Annotated in this window: 13 protein-coding genes; 6 read left to right on the plus strand and 7 right to left on the minus strand. The window is 72.5% G+C overall.

Annotated features, from left to right (window positions below; all coding sequences use genetic code 11):
* Nucleotides 1-420 precede the first annotated feature (420 nt).
* From WME95_RS28020 to WME95_RS28030, 3 genes are read right to left on the minus strand one after another with little or no spacing between them, the layout of a single operon-like run.
* Entirely contained in the window at nucleotides 421-1,506 is a 1,086-nt protein-coding gene (locus WME95_RS28020) for a hypothetical protein (RefSeq protein ID WP_437902429.1), read from the minus strand.
* Nucleotides 1,503-2,162: an RNA polymerase sigma factor gene (locus WME95_RS28025; protein ID WP_437541511.1), complete on the minus strand. Its 660-nt coding sequence runs from the start codon at nucleotides 2,160-2,162 to the stop codon at nucleotides 1,503-1,505. Before WME95_RS28025 ends, WME95_RS28020 begins: the two co-directional genes overlap by 4 nt.
* A 59-nt stretch (nucleotides 2,163-2,221) precedes the next feature.
* Nucleotides 2,222-3,406 carry a hypothetical protein gene (locus WME95_RS28030; protein ID WP_437902430.1) on the minus strand — a complete coding sequence of 395 codons (1,185 nt, stop codon included), beginning with the start codon at nucleotides 3,404-3,406 and terminating at the stop codon, nucleotides 2,222-2,224.
* A 282-nt stretch (nucleotides 3,407-3,688) separates the two neighbouring features.
* On the opposite strand from WME95_RS28030, the gene WME95_RS28035 reads away from it, so the two are divergent.
* Genes WME95_RS28035 through WME95_RS28045 form a run of 3 tightly spaced genes read left to right on the plus strand, consistent with a single transcriptional unit; the run spans nucleotide 3,689 to nucleotide 5,306 of the window.
* Nucleotides 3,689-4,066 (plus strand): hypothetical protein, encoded by a 378-nt coding sequence (locus WME95_RS28035; protein WP_437739461.1) that lies wholly within the window; start codon nucleotides 3,689-3,691, stop codon nucleotides 4,064-4,066.
* Nucleotides 4,066-4,773, plus strand: coding sequence for a DUF4166 domain-containing protein (locus WME95_RS28040; RefSeq protein ID WP_437541517.1), 708 nt, complete (start codon nucleotides 4,066-4,068; stop codon nucleotides 4,771-4,773). The genes WME95_RS28035 and WME95_RS28040 overlap by 1 nt, the downstream gene beginning before the upstream one ends.
* The gene (locus tag WME95_RS28045; RefSeq protein ID WP_437902431.1) at nucleotides 4,770-5,306 is read left to right on the plus strand and encodes a hypothetical protein; all 537 of its coding nucleotides are present in this window, start codon (nucleotides 4,770-4,772) and stop codon (nucleotides 5,304-5,306) included. Before WME95_RS28040 ends, WME95_RS28045 begins: the two co-directional genes overlap by 4 nt.
* Before the next feature lie 37 nt (nucleotides 5,307-5,343).
* Here WME95_RS28045 and WME95_RS28050 read toward each other — a convergent pair whose 3' ends face one another.
* The 3 genes from WME95_RS28050 to WME95_RS28060 are packed head-to-tail and all read right to left on the minus strand — an operon-like array spanning nucleotide 5,344 to nucleotide 8,589.
* Complete coding sequence (locus WME95_RS28050) at nucleotides 5,344-6,222, minus strand: carbohydrate ABC transporter permease (protein ID WP_437902432.1); 879 nt, start codon at nucleotides 6,220-6,222, stop codon at nucleotides 5,344-5,346.
* 1 nt (nucleotide 6,223) lies between these two features.
* Entirely contained in the window at nucleotides 6,224-7,156 is a 933-nt protein-coding gene (locus WME95_RS28055; RefSeq protein WP_437902433.1) for a carbohydrate ABC transporter permease, read from the minus strand.
* A 29-nt stretch (nucleotides 7,157-7,185) separates the two neighbouring features.
* Nucleotides 7,186-8,589, minus strand: a complete 1,404-nt coding sequence (locus WME95_RS28060) for an ABC transporter substrate-binding protein (RefSeq protein WP_437902434.1) — start codon at nucleotides 8,587-8,589, stop codon at nucleotides 7,186-7,188.
* Nucleotides 8,590-9,327: 738 nt separating this feature from the next.
* Between WME95_RS28060 and WME95_RS28065 the strand changes: the two genes are divergently transcribed.
* The 3 genes from WME95_RS28065 (at nucleotide 9,328) to WME95_RS28075 (ending at nucleotide 15,146) form a co-directional block, all read left to right on the plus strand.
* Nucleotides 9,328-10,608, plus strand: coding sequence for an isochorismate synthase (locus WME95_RS28065; RefSeq protein WP_437902435.1), 1,281 nt, complete (start codon nucleotides 9,328-9,330; stop codon nucleotides 10,606-10,608).
* A 97-nt stretch (nucleotides 10,609-10,705) separates the two neighbouring features.
* Entirely contained in the window at nucleotides 10,706-12,901 is a 2,196-nt protein-coding gene (locus WME95_RS28070) for a chorismate-binding protein (RefSeq protein WP_437902436.1), read from the plus strand.
* A gap of 31 nt (nucleotides 12,902-12,932) precedes the next feature.
* Entirely contained in the window at nucleotides 12,933-15,146 is a 2,214-nt protein-coding gene (locus WME95_RS28075; protein ID WP_437911037.1) for an anthranilate synthase component I, read from the plus strand.
* A gap of 244 nt (nucleotides 15,147-15,390) precedes the next feature.
* On the opposite strand, the gene WME95_RS28080 is transcribed toward WME95_RS28075, so the two are convergent.
* On the minus strand, nucleotides 15,391-16,218 hold the full coding sequence (locus WME95_RS28080) for a GNAT family N-acetyltransferase (protein WP_437902437.1): 828 nt from the start codon (nucleotides 16,216-16,218) through the stop codon (nucleotides 15,391-15,393).
* Nucleotides 16,219-16,427 lie beyond the last annotated feature (209 nt).

The raw sequence follows: 16,427 nt of genomic DNA on the forward strand, positions 1-16,427 counted from the left end.
GACCGAACGTGAAGGGACGCCCGCCCCGCTTCCCATTTCAAAAAACCACCTGGCCTCAAAACGATGCGGACAGCCCTCCTTGCCCGCCCCTCCCCAGATCGCCCCCGCAGATCGCAGAGCGGCGCTCTCCCGCACAGGAGACGGGCCCAGATCGGCGTTTTCGGCACGGAAGCGCGCTCAAGTGCGCTGAGCACCGACAGCGTAGAGCTGGGTCCGTCTCCGAAGCGGGAGAGCCCCGTTCAAATGCCGTCCACCAGAAGTCCGGAGAGAGAGAGAATTCAACGCAAAGGCGCAAAGGCGCAAAGGCGCAAAGGCGCAAAAAAAAACAAATCCTCGTGCCTTTTTGCGTCTTTGCGCCTTTGCGTTGAACTCTCTCTCGGCTCGCGAGGCAGATCCCTGGCAGGACTTCTGCCCCTCGGTCTAGTGCGTGGTGAAGGAGCGGAGCCGGGGTACGTGCGGGCTCGACGGATAGGCGAGGAGGAACGCCGACGCGCGCTGCGCGGCCGCCGCGCGATCGCCGCTCTGCCAGAGCGCCTCGATGGTGAGCGCCTCGCGCTCCTGCGCCAGCGCGCCGCCGGGGAAGCGGAGCCGCGCCTGCTCGGCGATCCTCAGCGCGCCGGAGGCGTCGCCGCGCCGGAGCGCCGCGCGCGCGTCGCCGAGGAGCGTCAGCTCCTCACGCAGCCGGCTCTCCCGGAGCCCCGGGCTGGACGCGCCCTCCGCGCCGAGCTCCGCGCCTGTAGCCTCGGGCGCGGGCGCCGCTTCGAGGACGTCCGCCCTGGCCGCGGGCGGCGCGCTCGCGGCGCGCTCCAACAGCGGCGCGCCCGGGCTCGCGGGCGTCGCGGCCGCTCGGGGGCCGGTCCGCGCGGGTGACCTGTTCGGCAGCGGCGCCTCGGCCGGCGGAAGCGGCCTGGATCGAAGCGGCGCCTCGACCGGAGGCGGCTCGGCAGGTGCCCGCTCGGCAGGCGGCGGCTCGGCGGGTGCCGGCTCGGCCTGCGCGGCAAGCCCGCGGTCCTCCTGCGGCGAAACCGGCGCGGATACCGGCGCCGCGACGGCCTCCGCGGCCTCGACGATCCGAGCCGGCGGCGCCTCGCTCGACGGAGCCACGACGACATAGCCGGCGACGATCAGGCCCCCGCAGGCGGCGCCGAACAGCATCGCCTTCAGGATACCCGCCGCGCCCGCCGCCGCCGTCACGCCGCCGGTGACCGCCGTGCCGGCAGCGCCGGCGCCCGCCGCAGCGGACGCCACCTTGCCCGCGGACACGGCCGCGGCGATCTCGCCCGCGCTCGCCGCGCCGCCCGCGTTCACCGGGAGCGCCCCTCCCGCGGCGCCTTGAGCCCCTCCGAGCGCGGCGGCTCCGGCGAGGCCGATCTGCGCGGCCATCGCGGCCCACACGCGCTCCTGCGCCCCGTCGGGCGGGTCCGCCGGCGGAGCTGCGCGCAGGAGCTCGCGCTCCGTCTCGAGCGCGTTCGCCTCGGCGTCGAGCCAGCGCACCGGATCGCTCATCGCTCCCCTCCTGCGCGCTTCCAGACGGGTTGCCGCTCCACCTCCGGCAGCGGAAGGACGACCGAGGGATGCCCCTCGGGCACCGGCGCGGCCTCGACGGCCGCCTTCAACACGGGCTGCGACCGCATGACCCGGGGCCCGCCCACGTGAAACTCGTCGCGCGCCTTCAGGCGCGCGACGGCGCGGCGAAACGCATCGCGGGCGAGGCGGAGGCGCGAGTAGACGGTCCCCAGCGGGACGTCGAGCAGATCGGCGACCTCCTCGCCGCCCATCCCGTCGAGCTCGAAGAGCGTGAACACGGCGCGCTGCTCGAGGGGCAGCTCGTCGAGGATCGCCTCGAGCAGCGTGATCGCCTGCCGCCGCTCCGCCTCCGCGCCAACGTCGGCCCGGTCATCGGCGCAGTCGAGCAGCGGCTCGTCGTCGTGAGCGCGCCGCCTCATATGCGCGAGCTTGCGCCGGTCACGGGCGGCGTGAAAGCAGATGCTGTAGAGCCAAGTCGTAATTTTCGACCTGCCCTCGAATTCGGACAACCGCCGATGGACGACCAGGAACACGTCCTGGACCGCGTCCGCGACGTCGCTCTCGGGCACGCCGAGGCGTCGCAGCGACCGCCACACGAACCGGAAGTGCTGCGCATAGACCTCTCCGAAGGTCATCCTGTCCTGCCGCTTCTCGCCATGCCCATCGCCTCCGTGGCGGGTCCCGTGGCTCGCCATCAAAAAATCGACACGCGGGCGCTCAGGCCGACGAGCAGCCCTACCGGGGAAGGGTCGAGCGCCACGTCCTGCGTCAGGGGCGCGCCGGCCTCGCCGCCCGCGGGGCGCTCGACCGTGAAGCGCGCCCGCGCGACCGGCGCGAGGAGCGTCGCGCGCGCGGACCAGCCCAGCGCGCTGGAGCCGAGGAGGGTCCCTTCCGCGACGGCCGAACCGCCGAGGGCGAACCAGGGCGCGGAGGACTCCCGGTCCGGGGCGAACCCCTTGCCGGAGCCGTACACGGCGCCCAGCACCGCCGCCGCGCAGGCCGAGAGCCGGAGGCCGTCGAGATCGCCGGCGATCGTCGCGCAGCCGCGCGCCGTGGCGGCGCCGAGCCCGAGGGAGACGACGCCCGGCGCGAGCTCGGTGTCCTGGGGGGGCAGCCATACCCCGCCGACGCCTGCCGACCACCCGCGGCGCCGCAGGGAGACATCGGCGATCACGGCCGCCCGGAAGGGATCGAGCATGCCCACGGTCTGCGCGGCGCCGAGCGCCATCGAGACGTCCCCGCGCGCCGCCCGAGGCGGAGGACGCGGCGGCGCCGGCACGACAGGAGCCACCGCGGGCGGGACAGGAGCGGGCGCGGGCGCTGCCGGCGCGGGCGCAGGCGCGACAGGGGCCGGCGCAGGCGGATCGCTGTCGAGCAGGATGGCAAGGGTCAGCGCCACCGCCTCGACGAGCTCGCCGCAGGACGCCCCCACCTCGGACGAGAGCTGCCGGGTGCGACCACCTGCCTGAAGGACGGCGGTGTAGGTGGCGCCGTCGTGGAGAAAGCGGACCTCGAGCTCGGTCGCCCCGCCCGAGCTCGCCAGGGCGCCGCCCCCGTTCGCTGACGTGTCGCCAGGAGGGGCGCTCCCAGCGTTCGTTGACGTGTCGCCAGGAGGGGCGCCGCCCGGGTTCGCCGGCGGGTCGCCGGCGCCGGAGGGCGGGCCGGCGGTGCTCACCGGGTCGAGAGCCCGCCTCTCCATCACGCGTTCGACCGCGACCGCGAGCGACGGCGCGTCCGGGCAGTCGGCCGCAGCGGGCGCCCGCTGGACCGCGAGCCGCGGGAGCGGGGCGGCCGCGACGACGCTCGGCCAACCGAGGGAAAAGGCGCACACGGCCAGGACGCACAGCGCGCCCCGACGCGAGGGATGAGGGCAGGTCACAGGATGCCTCCCATTACCGCAAGGAACGGCGCAAGCGGAATTAGGACGCGCAGAGCTCTGTGGCCTTGGGCGAAATCGCTGCGAGGGCGAGACCGCCAGACGGCCAGGCCCCCGGCGCCCGCGGGAGACGCCGGTCGCGACGGCGCGCGTTCCATGGCGGTGGCGTCACCGCCTGCCACGCCGGAGCGCACGACGCCGCCGCCCGTGGCGCGACCGATCGACCGATCGAACGACGGCGACGCCGGTCGCGAGCACGGCACAGGATCGGATAGAGTGCGCCGCATGAACTCCTACGAGCTGGTGACGTGCGCGAGCTGTTATGGCGAAGGCGAGATCAACACGGACTCCGGCCCCTATCTGTGCAAGGACTGTCACGGAAACGGCCGCATCCTCCCGACCGGAGAGCAGATCGAGGAGCGCATCCGCGAGATCGAGGTCGAGCTGGAGCGCCATCCCCAGGAGGCGAAGCCGGAGACCCGGTGGCTCGTCTTCGAGCTGCGGCGCACCCGCAAGCTGCTCTGGCAGATCCGGTCGTACTGCGAGGAGGCCCGGAGCGACACGGACGACGCGATCATCGTCAAGATCCGCGATCTCGCCGACGCGGCCGTCGCCCCGAGGAGCCCTGCGGTGCCGCGGGAGATGCTCCCAGAGGACGCCTGATGCGCGGCTCCGCCGGGGAGCCGGACAGCCGACCCCGGGGAGCGCCCGCGTCCTGCTCGAGCGCGGCGCGGGGTGTTCCAGCGCCTGCTCTCTACCCTGCCCTCCTCGGCGCCGCGTGGGCCGCGCTCGCGCCGCCGGTGCAGCGCCTCCACGCGGGCGGCGTGCGCGCTCGCGGCCGCTTCCGCGTGCGGCGCGGCCGGGGGCTCGCGGCGCGCCTGGTCGCCGGCCTGCTGCGCATGCCGGAGGCGGCCGAGGACGTGGCCGTGACGCTCGCGGTCGAGCCGGCGGGCGACGGGGAGCGGTGGCTCCGCACCTTCGGGGTTCGCCCGCTCTTCTCCTCGCAGTGGCGCGCGGGTGATCTCCTGGTGGAGGGGCTCGGCCTCGTCCAGTGCTGGTTCCGGCTCCGCGCCGAGGGCGGAGCGCTCGTGTTCGAGCAGGTGCGGTCGACGCTCGGGCTCCGCCGCCTCGGCCTCCCGCTGCCCCGGTGGCTCGCCCCGCGGATCGAGGGGCGGGCCGGGCCGCTCCAGGACGAGGTCCACGTCGACGTGCGGATCTTCGCGCCGGTCGCCGGGCTGCTCGTCGCGTACGAGGGGCGCGTGGCGAACGAGCCGGGCGGCGAGGCGCCGCCTGCTCGCGCCGGCGGGTCCACGCCGGAATCGACCGCGCTGTCAGCGCCGGAGCCCCGCGCTCCGGAGCCCCACGCATGATCACGGCGCTCGTGCTCCTCGCCGTGCAGGGCGCGCTCGGCGCCTTCGACACGCTCTATTACCACGAGTGGCGGGCGCGCCTGCCCGGCGGCGTGCCGGGCACGGCGCCCGAGCTTGTCCTCCACGGCGCGCGCGATCTCCTGTACGCGGTGCTCTTCGCCTCCTTGCCGTTCGTGCGCTGGGAGGGGCTCGCCGCGTGGGCGCTCGCGGCGCTGCTCCTCGCGGAGATCGCGATCACGCTCCGCGATTTCGTCGTCGAGGACACGGTCCGGAGGCCGCTCGGCGGCGTCTACCCGGGAGAGCGGGTGATGCACGCCGTGATGGGCATCATTTACGGCGGCGCGCTCGCCCACCTCGTCCCCGAGATCTGGCGCTGGGCGCACGCCCCCACCGGCTTTTCCCGCTGGGACGCGCCGCCCTCGCTCCGCGTGATCCTGCCGCTCATGGCCGCAGGCGTGCTGCTCTCGGGGCTGCGCGACCTCGGCGCCGCCTACGGGCCTCGCTGGCTGCGCTTCCCGTGGGGGCGCGCGTGAGCCGCCGCCCGCGCCGCGCGCGCCGCCCGGCGCGCCGTCAGCCCTTCACCGCGCCCGCCGTGAGCCCCGCGAGGATCCGCCGCTGGAAGACCAGCGTCAGCACCACGAGCGGCACGGTCACGACGATGGAGGCCGCCATGGTCTGCCCCCAGGGGATCTCGTAGAGCCCGCTGCTCGTCGTCGAGAACGCCTGGATCGCGTAGGTCACGGTGCGCTTGTCCGGCGTCTGGGTGAAGGAGAGCGCGAACAGGAACTCGTTCCAGGCGGCGATGAAGGCGAGGATGCCCGTCGTCGCCATCCCGGGGACCGAGAGCGGCAGCATGACCCGGGTGAACACCTGCCAGTGCGTCGCGCCGTCGACGTAGGCCGCCTCCTCGATCTCACGCGGGATCGCCTTCATGAAGCCGGTGAGCACCCAGACCGTGAAGGGGAGCGTGAAGATGAGGTATGTCAGGATCAGCGCGGGGAGCTGGTTGTACAGCTTGAAGAAGTTGATCATCTGGAACAGGGCGCCGAGGACGGCGATCTGCGGAAAGATGGTCATCCCCAGGACCACGTAGAGCACGAGGCTGCGCCCTCGGAAGCGGAACCTCCCCAGCGCGTAGGCGGCCAGCGAGCCCACGGCGAGCGAGACCGCGGTGACCGAGACGGCGACGATCACGCTGTTCAGGAGCGCCGTCTGGAACTCGCCGTTCGCCAGCACGAGGCGGTAGTTGTCGAGCGTCGCGCGGCCGGGCCAGTAGCGGACCGGGGTCGTGAAGAGCTCGTCGTCGGGCTTGATGGAGGAGACGAACGCCCAGACGAACGGGAAGACGGTGAACACGAGCACCGCGGCGACGAGCAGGTAGAGCAGGGCCCGCAAGGCGCGCTGTCCCAGCGAACGCCGCCGCCCTGCGCCTCGCGAAGCGCGGCTCATCTCACACCTCCTCGGCGCGGAACACCGCGAGATAGATCATGATGAACACCGCGATGATGAGGAAGAGCGCGACGGAGATCGCCGAGCCGTAGCCGATGTCCGAGACGCTGACGAGGGTCTGCTGCGCGTACGTCGCCATGGTCTGCATGTCCGGCCGGTTGCCGAACATGACGAAGAAGACGTCGAACACCCGGAGCGCGTCGAGCGTGCGGAAGATGAGCGCGACCAGCATCGCGGGCCTGAGGAGCGGCAGCGTGATCCGGGTGAACTGCTGGAGCGCCGTCGCGCCGTCGACCCGCGCGGCCTCGTAGAGATCGTGCGGGATGAGCTGCAGCCCGGCGAGGAGGAGGAGCGCCATGAACGGCGTCGTCTTCCAGACGTCGATGAGCGCCACCGCCCAGAACGACACCGCAGGATCGGCGACGAAGGCGATGTTGCGGTCCAGGACGCCGAGCTGGTTGACGAGCAGGTCGTTGAAGACGCCGTAGACGTCGTTGTACATCCACTTCCACATCTGGGCCGAGATGACGGTCGGTATGGCCCAGGGGATGAGCATGGCCGCGCGCACCGCCGAGCGGCCCTTGAAGCGGGAGTTGACGACGAGCGCGACGACGAGCCCGAGGGCGAGCTCGCCGAGCACGGTGACGACCGTGAAGAGCACCGTGAGCAGGACCGCGTCGTGGAAGTAGCTGTCCCGCACGAGATCGACGTAGTTCTGCGCCCCGATGATCCTGGCCGGCTCCCCGGTGCCGAGGCGCGCGTTCGTGAAGCTCAGGTAGAACGTCTCGGCGAGGGGGTAGAGGGCGATGAACGCGACGACCGCGAGCGTCGGCAGGAGGAACAGCCAGGCGCGCCGCTGTCGCCGCGCGTCGAGCGACGGGTGGTCTGGAGGGGCCGCCGCGCTCGTGGCCGCTGGGTTCGCCGGCATGCTCATGGGATATCCGTTCTCGCGAGCGTGCGGCGTCAGCGAAGCGCGCGCGTGAGCCGCTGCTCCACCTGCCCGAGCACCGCCTTCGGCTCCTTGCCCTGCAGGACCTGGCTCACCCCCTGGAAGAAGGCGATCGACGCCTCGTTGTACCGGGCGCCGGTGCTGTTCGAGGGGCGCGGCACGAGCGCGATGTCCTTCGCGCTCGCCAGGAAGGGCAGCGACTTCACCACCTCCGCGTCCTGCTGCACCGATCGGATCGTCGGGAGGAAGGAGCCCGCGGTCGCGCGGAACCGCTGCGCCTCGGGGCTCGTCATGTAGCGGACGAGCTCGATCGCCGCGTCCTTGTTCGGCGAGAACTTCGACACCGCGAGCTGCCATCCGCCGATGGTGCCCGCGCTCTTCTGTCCGGGCTCGTGCGGCAGCGGGCCCGCCGCGAACTTGCCCTTGATCGGCGACCGCTCGGCGTTGCCCGCCGCGTAGGCATAAGGCCAGTTGCGCATGAAGGCGGCGTTGCCGCCCTGGAACGCGTTGCGCGCGTCCTCTTCCTCGTAGCTCGTCACGCCGGCGGAGGAGATCGAGCCCACCCAGCCCCTGGCGCGCGCGAGCGCCTTCTGGGCTTCCGGGTTGTTCACGGTGATCTTGCCCTGCTCGATGATCGCGCCGCCGCCGTGGGAGGCGATCCACTCCAGCGCGTTGCAGGTCAGCCCCTCGTAAGCCTTGCCCTGCCAGACGAAGCCGAGGAAGTTCGGGCTCGCCGCCCGCTCGCCGTCCTGGATCTTCTTCGCCATCTGCTCCAGCTCGTCCCACGTCTCCGGCGGCTTCTGATACCCGTACTTCTCCAGAAGATCGGTGCGGTAGTAGAGCAGCCCGAAGTCGGTGAACCACGGCATCGCCACGAGCTTGCCGTCGACCGTGTTGTTCTGGACGATGCTCTCGATGTGCTGCTTCGCCGCCTCGCCGAGCTTCTCGCTCAGATCGACGAGGTTCTGCGCGAAGGCGCCGGGCCAGATGACGTCCAGCATCATGACGTCGACGTCCCCGGACTGCGCCTGGAAGAGGCGCTGGTAGACGGAGTAGGTCTCGGTCGCGTCCTTGGGACGGGGGATGATCGTCACCTCGATGCCGGTGTCCTTCTGGAACTGCTGGATCATCACCCTGTCGAGCTCGGCGCCCACGCCCACCGGCTCGCTGTAATACTTGAGCTTGCTGCCGGCGTATCGCTTCGCCTCGGCGGCGTTCGGCACGGCGGGGGGCTGCGCCTTGATCGCCTTCTCGCCCGGCGCCTCCGACACCGCGGCCGCCGTCGCGGCCGCGGCGCCAGGGGCGTTCTCGCGGGCAGGCGGGCTCTTGTCTCCGCGGCAGGCGCACAGCCCGACGACGAAGAAGATCAGCGCTGCGGTCCGCCATGCGCGGAGATCATGCTGCCGAGTGGGGTCCATCGCAGGATCCTTTCTGAGCTCTGTTCTGGAGAATTTTCGCATTCCCGGTGGCCGGCAGAGCTATCGAGACGCGCCGCTCACGCCCGCGCCGCGAAGGGCGAGTGCCATCGGCAGCATCGACCAGATGCGCGCTCGGGGGCAAGGGATCGCGCCGCCTCTCCAGGGGTAAAAAGCCCAGGAAAGAGCCGTCGATCACAGACGGGACGGAGCGCGCGCTGCTCGGCACTGCTCTGCTCGCCGATCGCTGGCAGCGCGGCACAGCAGACGGCGCGCGGCGCGCCGCACACAGCGCGTCGCGAAGGCACGCGGCGCGAAGCGCGATGTGCCGCGCGCCTTCGCGACGCGCGCTGGCGGCGAGGTGGGGTGAGACGAGACAGCAGCGCTGGCTGCGAGACGCAACACGACGCGCGCTGGCGGCGAGATGAGGTGAGACGAAACGCGATGCGGCTGCGTCGCGCGGAGACAACGCGCGCAATACGTGCGGGCGCGCGCCCGCGCGCCGACGCCACCACCTCGCCTCGAAGCGCAATTTCAGCGGCAATTCAGCGGTAGGCGCGCGTCGCAGGCGCCCTGAACGTGGGCTGCTTTGCGCTTGCGGAGCCTTTCCGGAGGCGGTAGAGCCGATGCTGCGTGGCCGGCGCTCGCGATCCGGCACGGTGCCGCGGGCTCGTGGCCTGCTGGCTCCAGGCTGGTCCTGCCGAGCAGGACGAGCCCGAACCGGCCTGCGCACGGCGGTGCATGACTCCCCTGACGTTCTCCTCCTCGGCCGACGCCCCCCGCCAGGCGGCGCGGCTCGTCGCCCGCACCTTCCGGCTCGACGCCGACACGCTCGCGAAGCTGCCCGGCGGCATCTCGTCGCTCATGGGAGACGGCGCGCGCGTCTGGCTCCACCCCGGCACCCAGCTGGTCGCGCACGGGGTCGCCGCCCGCCTGGAGCTGCCGCACGGCATCGAGGGCGGCGTGGCGTGGATCAAGGAGGCGCTCGCGTCGATCGAGGCCGCCGACGCCGTGGGCCGCCCGGGCTGCGGCCCGGTGGCGCTCGGCGCCCTGCCGTTCGACCGGACGGAGCCGGCCGCGCTCGTCGTGCCGGCCCAGATCGTCGGCGCGGCCCCCGACGGGACCGCGTGGGTCACGACCATCGGCGAGGGCGCCGCCCCGGCGCCGCACCTGGAGCGGGCCGAGGGCCACCGGCGCTCGCCCGACAGCTTCACGCTCCGCTCCGCGCTCCCGCACGAGGAGTGGTGCGGGCGCGTCGCGCGCGCGGTGGCCGACATCCAGCAGGGGGCCCTCTCCAAGGTCGTGCTGGCGCGCGCTGTCGACGTCGAGGCGAACCGCCCCATCGTCGTCGAGGAGGTCCTGCGCCGCCTGACCGCGCTCTACCCCTCGTGCGCGATCTTCCATGTCGACGGCTTCCTCGGCGCGAGCCCCGAGCTCCTGCTCTCGCGCCGCGGGCGCGCCGTCTCCTCGCACCCCCTCGCCGGCACCTACGCGGTCTCCGCCGACGTCGACGCCGACCGCCGGTTCGCCGAGGTCCTGCGGCGCTCGGCCAAGGACCAGCGCGAGCACCGCTTCGTTGTCGACGCCGTGGCCGCCGCGCTCGCGCCGGAGTGCGCGTCGCTCGAGGTCCCCAGCGAGCCGTCGATCCTGAGCCTCCGCAACGTGATGCACCTCGGCACCCCGATCCACGGCCAGCTCGCGGAGGCGGCGCCGGACGCCCTCACGCTCGCCGCGCGGCTTCACCCGACGCCCGCCGTGTGCGGCACGCCGCGCGAGGCGGCGGAGGCCTGGCTGGGCGCGCACGAGGGCATCCGGCGCGGGCTCTACGCGGGGCTCGTGGGCTGGGTCGACGCCCGCGGCGACGGCGACTGGTTCATCGGCATCCGCAGCGCCACGGTCGACGGCGCGCGCGCGCGGATGGTCGCGGGCGTCGGGGTCGTCGCGGGCTCGAGCGCCGAGGCGGAGCTGGTCGAGACGCAGCTCAAGCTCCAGGCCATGCTCGCGGCCATCATCCGCCCCTGATGCCGCGCCCGCCGCCGGGGCGCCTCACCCGAGCCGGCATCCGCGCCGGCTCGCCTGGATCGACGGCCTCGACGCGAGCCCCGAGGCGAGCTTCGCCGTGAAGACACTCCTCATCGACAACTACGACTCGTACACCCACATCCTCGGGCAGTACCTCTGGGAAGTGAGCGGCGAGGAGCCGATCATCGTCAAGAACGACAGCCTCTCGCTCGCCGAGATCGAGGGCCTGGAGCTCGACAGCATCGTCATCTCGCCCGGCCCCGGCCGCCCGGAGCGACGGGCCGATTTCGGCGTCTGCGCCGAGGTGATCGAGGCCCTCACCGGGACGCCGATCCTCGGCGTCTGCCTTGGCCACCAGGGGCTCGCGGCGCGCTTCGGCGGGCGCGTCCAGCACGCCCCGCGGGTCATGCACGGCAAGATCGTCGAGATCGAGCACGACGGCGCAGGGCTCTTCGAGGGCGTGCCCAGCCCGTTCCAGGTGGTGCGCTACCACTCGCTCATCGTCGGCGACAGCGAGCTGCCAGCGGAGATCCAGGTGACCGCGCGCACGCGCGGCGACGGGCTCATCATGGCCCTCAAGATCAAGGACCGGCCGTTCTACGGCGTGCAGTTTCACCCCGAGTCGATCGGCACCGAGCACGGCAAGAAAATCATCAGCAACTTCAGGAATATCGCCATGAACACGCCGCGCGACCGGAGGGGCGCGGCGCTCCGCCGGATCGCGCCCGCGCCGGGCCTCTCCGCAGGCGCGCAGGGCGATTGCGCGCCGGGCGCGCGGCGACGCGGGCGCGTGCGTCACCTCCGGCTCCCGTGGGTCGATCCCGAGCGGGCCTTCGCCGGGCTCTTCGCCGCGGCTCCTTACGCCTTCTGGCTCGACTCGAGCGCGACGGGCCGAGACGGGCGCTTCTCGTTCATGGGGAGCGCGACCGAGGCGATCGAGAGCCGCGGCGCCGCCGTGACGCGGTGGAGCGCCGGCGGCCCTGGGGACGCCTTCACCTCGACCACGTCCGAGGGGAGCCCGTTCGTCGCGCTCCGGCGGGAGCTCGCCTCGATATCGCTCGATCCGAGCGGTCTACCCTTCCACTTCACCGGTGGCCTCGTGGGCTACCTCGGCTACGAGCTCAAGGAGCACCTCGGCTTCGGCGCGTCCGCCCACCCGCGCCGCGCGCTCCCGGACAGCGCGATGATGATCGCGCGGCGGCTCCTGGCCTTCGACCACGTCGAGCGCACGGTATACGCGTGCGCGATCGACGCGATCGACGCGATCGACGCGATCGACGCCGACGAGCCCGCGCCGCCGCCCTCCGCGCCATGGCTGGACGAGATCGCGGCGCGCCTCCACGGCCTCCCGTCGCTCTCGGAGCCGCTCCTGCCGCCCGTCCCGGAGAGCTTCGCCGACCGGATCGCGCACGCGCCGCGCCTCTCGCGCCGGGAGCACCTCGACGCCATCGAGGCCATCCTCCGCGAGATCCGCGAGGGCGAGACGTACGAGGTGTGCCTCACGAACGAGTTCCACGTACGGACCTCGCTGGATCCGTTCGCCCTCTACCGCGTCCTGCGCCGCACGAACCCCGCGCAGTTCTCGGCGTTCCTCAGGCTGCCAGAGGGCGCGGTGCTCTCGTCCTCGCCGGAGCGGTTCCTGGCGGTCGACCGGGAGCGGCGGGTGCGCAGCGAGCCCATCAAGGGGACGCGACCGAAGGGCGCCACCGAGGAAGAGACCCTGGCCCTGCGCCGCGACCTCGCGACCAGCGACAAGGACCGCTCCGAGCTCCTCATGATCACCGACCTCGTCCGCAACGACCTCAGCCGCGTCTGCGCCATGGGCTCGATCGACGTCGAGGCGCTCCAGCGGATCACGGAGCACGCGACCCTGCTCCAGCTCTCCTCGGTGGTCACGGGCGCGCTGCGCGAGGGGAAGGGCGCGCTCGACGCGCTCGAGGCGTGCTTCCCCGGCGGGTCCATCACCGGCGCGCCGAAGCACCGGACGATCTCGATCATCGACGCGCTGGAGCGGCGCGCGCGGGGCGTGTACACGGGCTCGATCGGGTACCTCGCGTACGAGGGCCCCATGGACATGAACATCGCCATACGGACCCTCGTCGCCGACGGCCGCGGGCTCAGCTTCGGCAGCGGCGGCGCGGTGGTCGCGGAGTCGAGCGCGGAGGCCGAATACGAGGAGGTCCTCGTCAAGAGCTTCCCCCTGCTCCGCGCGATCTACCTCGCGGAGCGCGCCGCGGACGCCGGTCGAGCGCCCGCGCGGGACGCACGCGCCACGAGCGCGCAGCGCGGATGACGCGCCCGACGGAACCATGCACGCGGCGAAGATGCCGGTACGGCGCGCATGCCGCACCGCGTATACTCATCGCACAGAAGGAGACGCGGTCGTGAAACGAGAGAGCAACATTACGCGGAGGGGCGTCGCGGTGCGGCGGACGGTCGAGGACCTCGCCGTCGACGGCGCCATCCAGCCCATCGTCGAGGCGCTCGACAGCCACCTCGGCGTGGTCCTGGCGTCCAGCTACGAGGTCCCGGGCCGGTACACGCGCTGGGACATCGGCTTCGTCGATCCGCCGCTCGTGCTCGTCTCCCGGGGCCGCGACTTCCGGTTCACCGCGCTGAACGAGCGCGGGCGCGTGCTGCTGCCCGCCATCGACGAGGCCCTCCGTGATCTCGACGCGGTCGCGGCCCTCGAGCGGCGCGGCGACGAGGTGGTCGGCGCGGTCCGGCCGCCGGGCGAGCGGGTGCCGGAGGAGCTGCGCAGCCGGCAGCCGTCCATCTTCTCGGTGCTGCGCCGGCTCATCGAGCTCTTCGGGGTCCCCGGCGACCCGCTCTTCGGGCTCTACGGCGCGTTCGCGTACGATCTCGCCTTCCAGTTCGAGCCCATCCGGCTCCGCCTGGAGCGCCCGGCGGATCAGCGGGATCTCGTCCTCTACCTCCCCGACGAGATCATCGCCGTCGACCACCGCCGCGAGCGCGCGACGCGCACGCGCTACGAGCTGAAGTACGGCGATCGCTCGACCGAAGGGCTGCCGCGCGAGGGCGCGACGCACGCCTACGTCGGCGCCGACCGCGCGCCCCAGAACGAGTACGCGCCGGGCGAGTACGCCGAGCTCGTCCGGCTGGCGCGCGAGTCCTTCAAGCGGGGCGATCTCTTCGAGGTCGTGCCGGGGCAGACGCTCTACGAGCCGTGCCCGGTCGCGCCCACCGAGCTGTTTTACCGCCTGCGCGAGCGCAACCCGGCGCCCTACGGCTTCCTGATGAACCTCGGCAACGCCGAGTATCTGATCGGCGCCTCGCCGGAGATGTACGTCCGCGTCGAGGGCAATCGCGTCGAGACCTGCCCTATCTCAGGCACGATCCCGCGCGGCAGCGACCCGCTCGCCGACGCCGCCCAGATCGCGCGCCTGCTCGCGTCCGCGAAGGACGAGTCGGAGCTCACGATGTGCACCGACGTCGACCGCAACGACAAGTCCCGCATCTGCGTGCCGGGGAGCGTCCGGGTGATCGGGCGCCGGCAGATCGAGATGTACTCGCGGCTGATCCACACGGTCGATCACATCGAGGGCCGCCTGCGCGACGGCTTCGACGCGCTCGACGCGTTCCTGGCGCACACGTGGGCGGTCACGGTCACGGGGGCGCCGAAGGCCTGGGCCATGCAGTTCATCGAGGATCACGAGCGCTCGCCGCGCGCGTGGTACGGGGCGGCGGTCGGCATCGTCGGCTTCGACGGCAGCATGAACACGGGGCTCACGCTGCGCACGATCCGCGTCAAGGACGGCGTGGCCCAGGTCCGGGTCGGCGCGACGCTGCTCTTCGACTCCGATCCCGACGAGGAGGAGCGCGAGACCCAGGTGAAGGCGTCGGCGCTCCTCGACGCGATCCGGAGGCCGCGCGGCGACGCCACGCCGCCTCCGGCTGCCATCCAGCCGGTGCCTGGCGGCACGCGCAAGGTCCTCCTCGTGGATCACCAGGACTCCTTCGTGCACACGCTGGCCAACTACCTCCGGCAGACGGGCGCCGAGGTGATGACGCTCCGCGCCGGCTTCCCTCACGAGGAGCTCGACGCCTACGCTCCCGACCTCGTGGTGCTCTCGCCCGGCCCTGGCACGCCGAGCGATTTCGATCTCTCGGGCACGCTCGCGGCGCTGCTCCAGCGCCGGCTGCCCGTCTTCGGCGTCTGCCTCGGCCTGCAGGGGATGGTCGAGCACTTCGGCGGCAAGCTCGGCGTCCTCGACTACCCGATGCACGGCAAGGCCTCGCAGGTCCGTGTGCTCGGCGGGCGCCTCTTCGAGGGGCTGCCCCGCGAGTTCCGCGCGGGGCGCTACCACTCGCTCTACGCGTTGCGCGACGCGCTCCCTGCGTCGCTGAAGGTCACGGCCGAGACCGAGGATGGGGTCGTGATGGCGATCGAGCACACGGAGCTGCCGATCGCTGCCGTCCAGTTCCATCCGGAGTCGATCCTGTCGCAGGACGACAACGTGGGGCTCCGGCTCGTGAGGAACGCGGTGACCGAGCTGCAACGGGGCGCCGCGCGGTGACGGTCGAGCGGTAAAGCGGGGCGCTGGCGGCGAAATGAAAAAGCGCCGCCGGGGCCTCGGGGGGGAAAGGCCACGCCAGCGGCGCTGAACCAGAATATCAGCATGAGGCGTGCCATGACGCACTTCCGTCAGGGTCGGGCAATTCGCACGGATGTCCTGGGCGTTTGTTTCGGTTCTGCACGAACAGCGCTGCACACCTGAAATGTGCGCCGCCCTCGACGAGGCCCGGGGCGCCGGGAGCGGCTCAGGCAGGCGCCTCCGGGCTCTCGCTCCGCCGCGTGAAGATCCCCTTGCTGTACGCCATGAAGAAGCCGAGCCGCATCGCGTTGCGCTCCGTGGGGATACCGGGGCTCGCGCTGATGCACGCCAGCAGGCGACCCTGCTCGCGCACCCGCTCCAGGCGGCGGGCGATGAGCGCTTGCTGGATGCCGCGCTCGCGGAACCGGGGGAGCACCGAAGCGCCGAAGAGCGCGGCGCCCTCGCCGGAGATCTCCACGCTGCCGCCGCCGGCGGGCTCGCCGTTCACGAGCGCCAGGTACGAGTCGCATCCGGGGTGCGCGACCACGCGGCGCGTGATCTCGAAGAGCACCGGCGAGATCGGCGCGTCCTCGGGCCGGAAGCCGCTCGTCGCGATCTCGATGAACCCCCGGACCTGCGCCGCGTCGCCCGGATCGATGCGCACGATCTCCAGCTCCCCGGGGCCACCATACGACGCCAGCGCGCGGAGGTCCTCGTCCGGCGCGAGCTCGCGCGCCAGCACGTTCTCGAACTCGCGTAGCACGAACCCTCGTTCGGCGAGGCCGCGCACCAGCGATCCGTGCGCGAAGGGGCAGACCTGTATCTGCGGCTCCGCGCCGCGCGCCGCGTAGAACGCCACGAGGCGATCGAGCTCCTCGCCGGAGACAGGCCCATCGAGCCCGAGCCCGACAGCGAAGTTTCCCCAGGAGCCCTCTCCATCAAAGGCCATCCACCCGCCCGCGATGGGCTCCGCGCAGGCGACCACGGCGGCGATGCCGACCGCCAGCCGGCGCTCCTCGATCCGGGCGATCTCGGCGTACGGCAGCTTCGGCATGGATTTGCACCTCATTTGCGAGCAGGGCTCGCGTGACACGGTGTCCTCCATCCTAGTCCGATGAGGCCCGGCCTGCGCCGTTTCGTGCAAGCCAGCGCGCTTCCGGTGGAGGCGCCTGACGGCCCGCCCGCCCGGGCGGGCGGAGATCGCGCGACCGCGCCGTCCCGGCGGAGCGGGCGGAGCCTCTGACGTCGCGCTCGGGTGCGCGT

The sequence above is a fragment of the Sorangium sp. So ce327 genome, from assembly GCF_051530205.1.
In the GTDB taxonomy this organism is placed as follows: Bacteria; Myxococcota_A; Polyangia; order Polyangiales; family Polyangiaceae; genus Sorangium; species Sorangium cellulosum_B.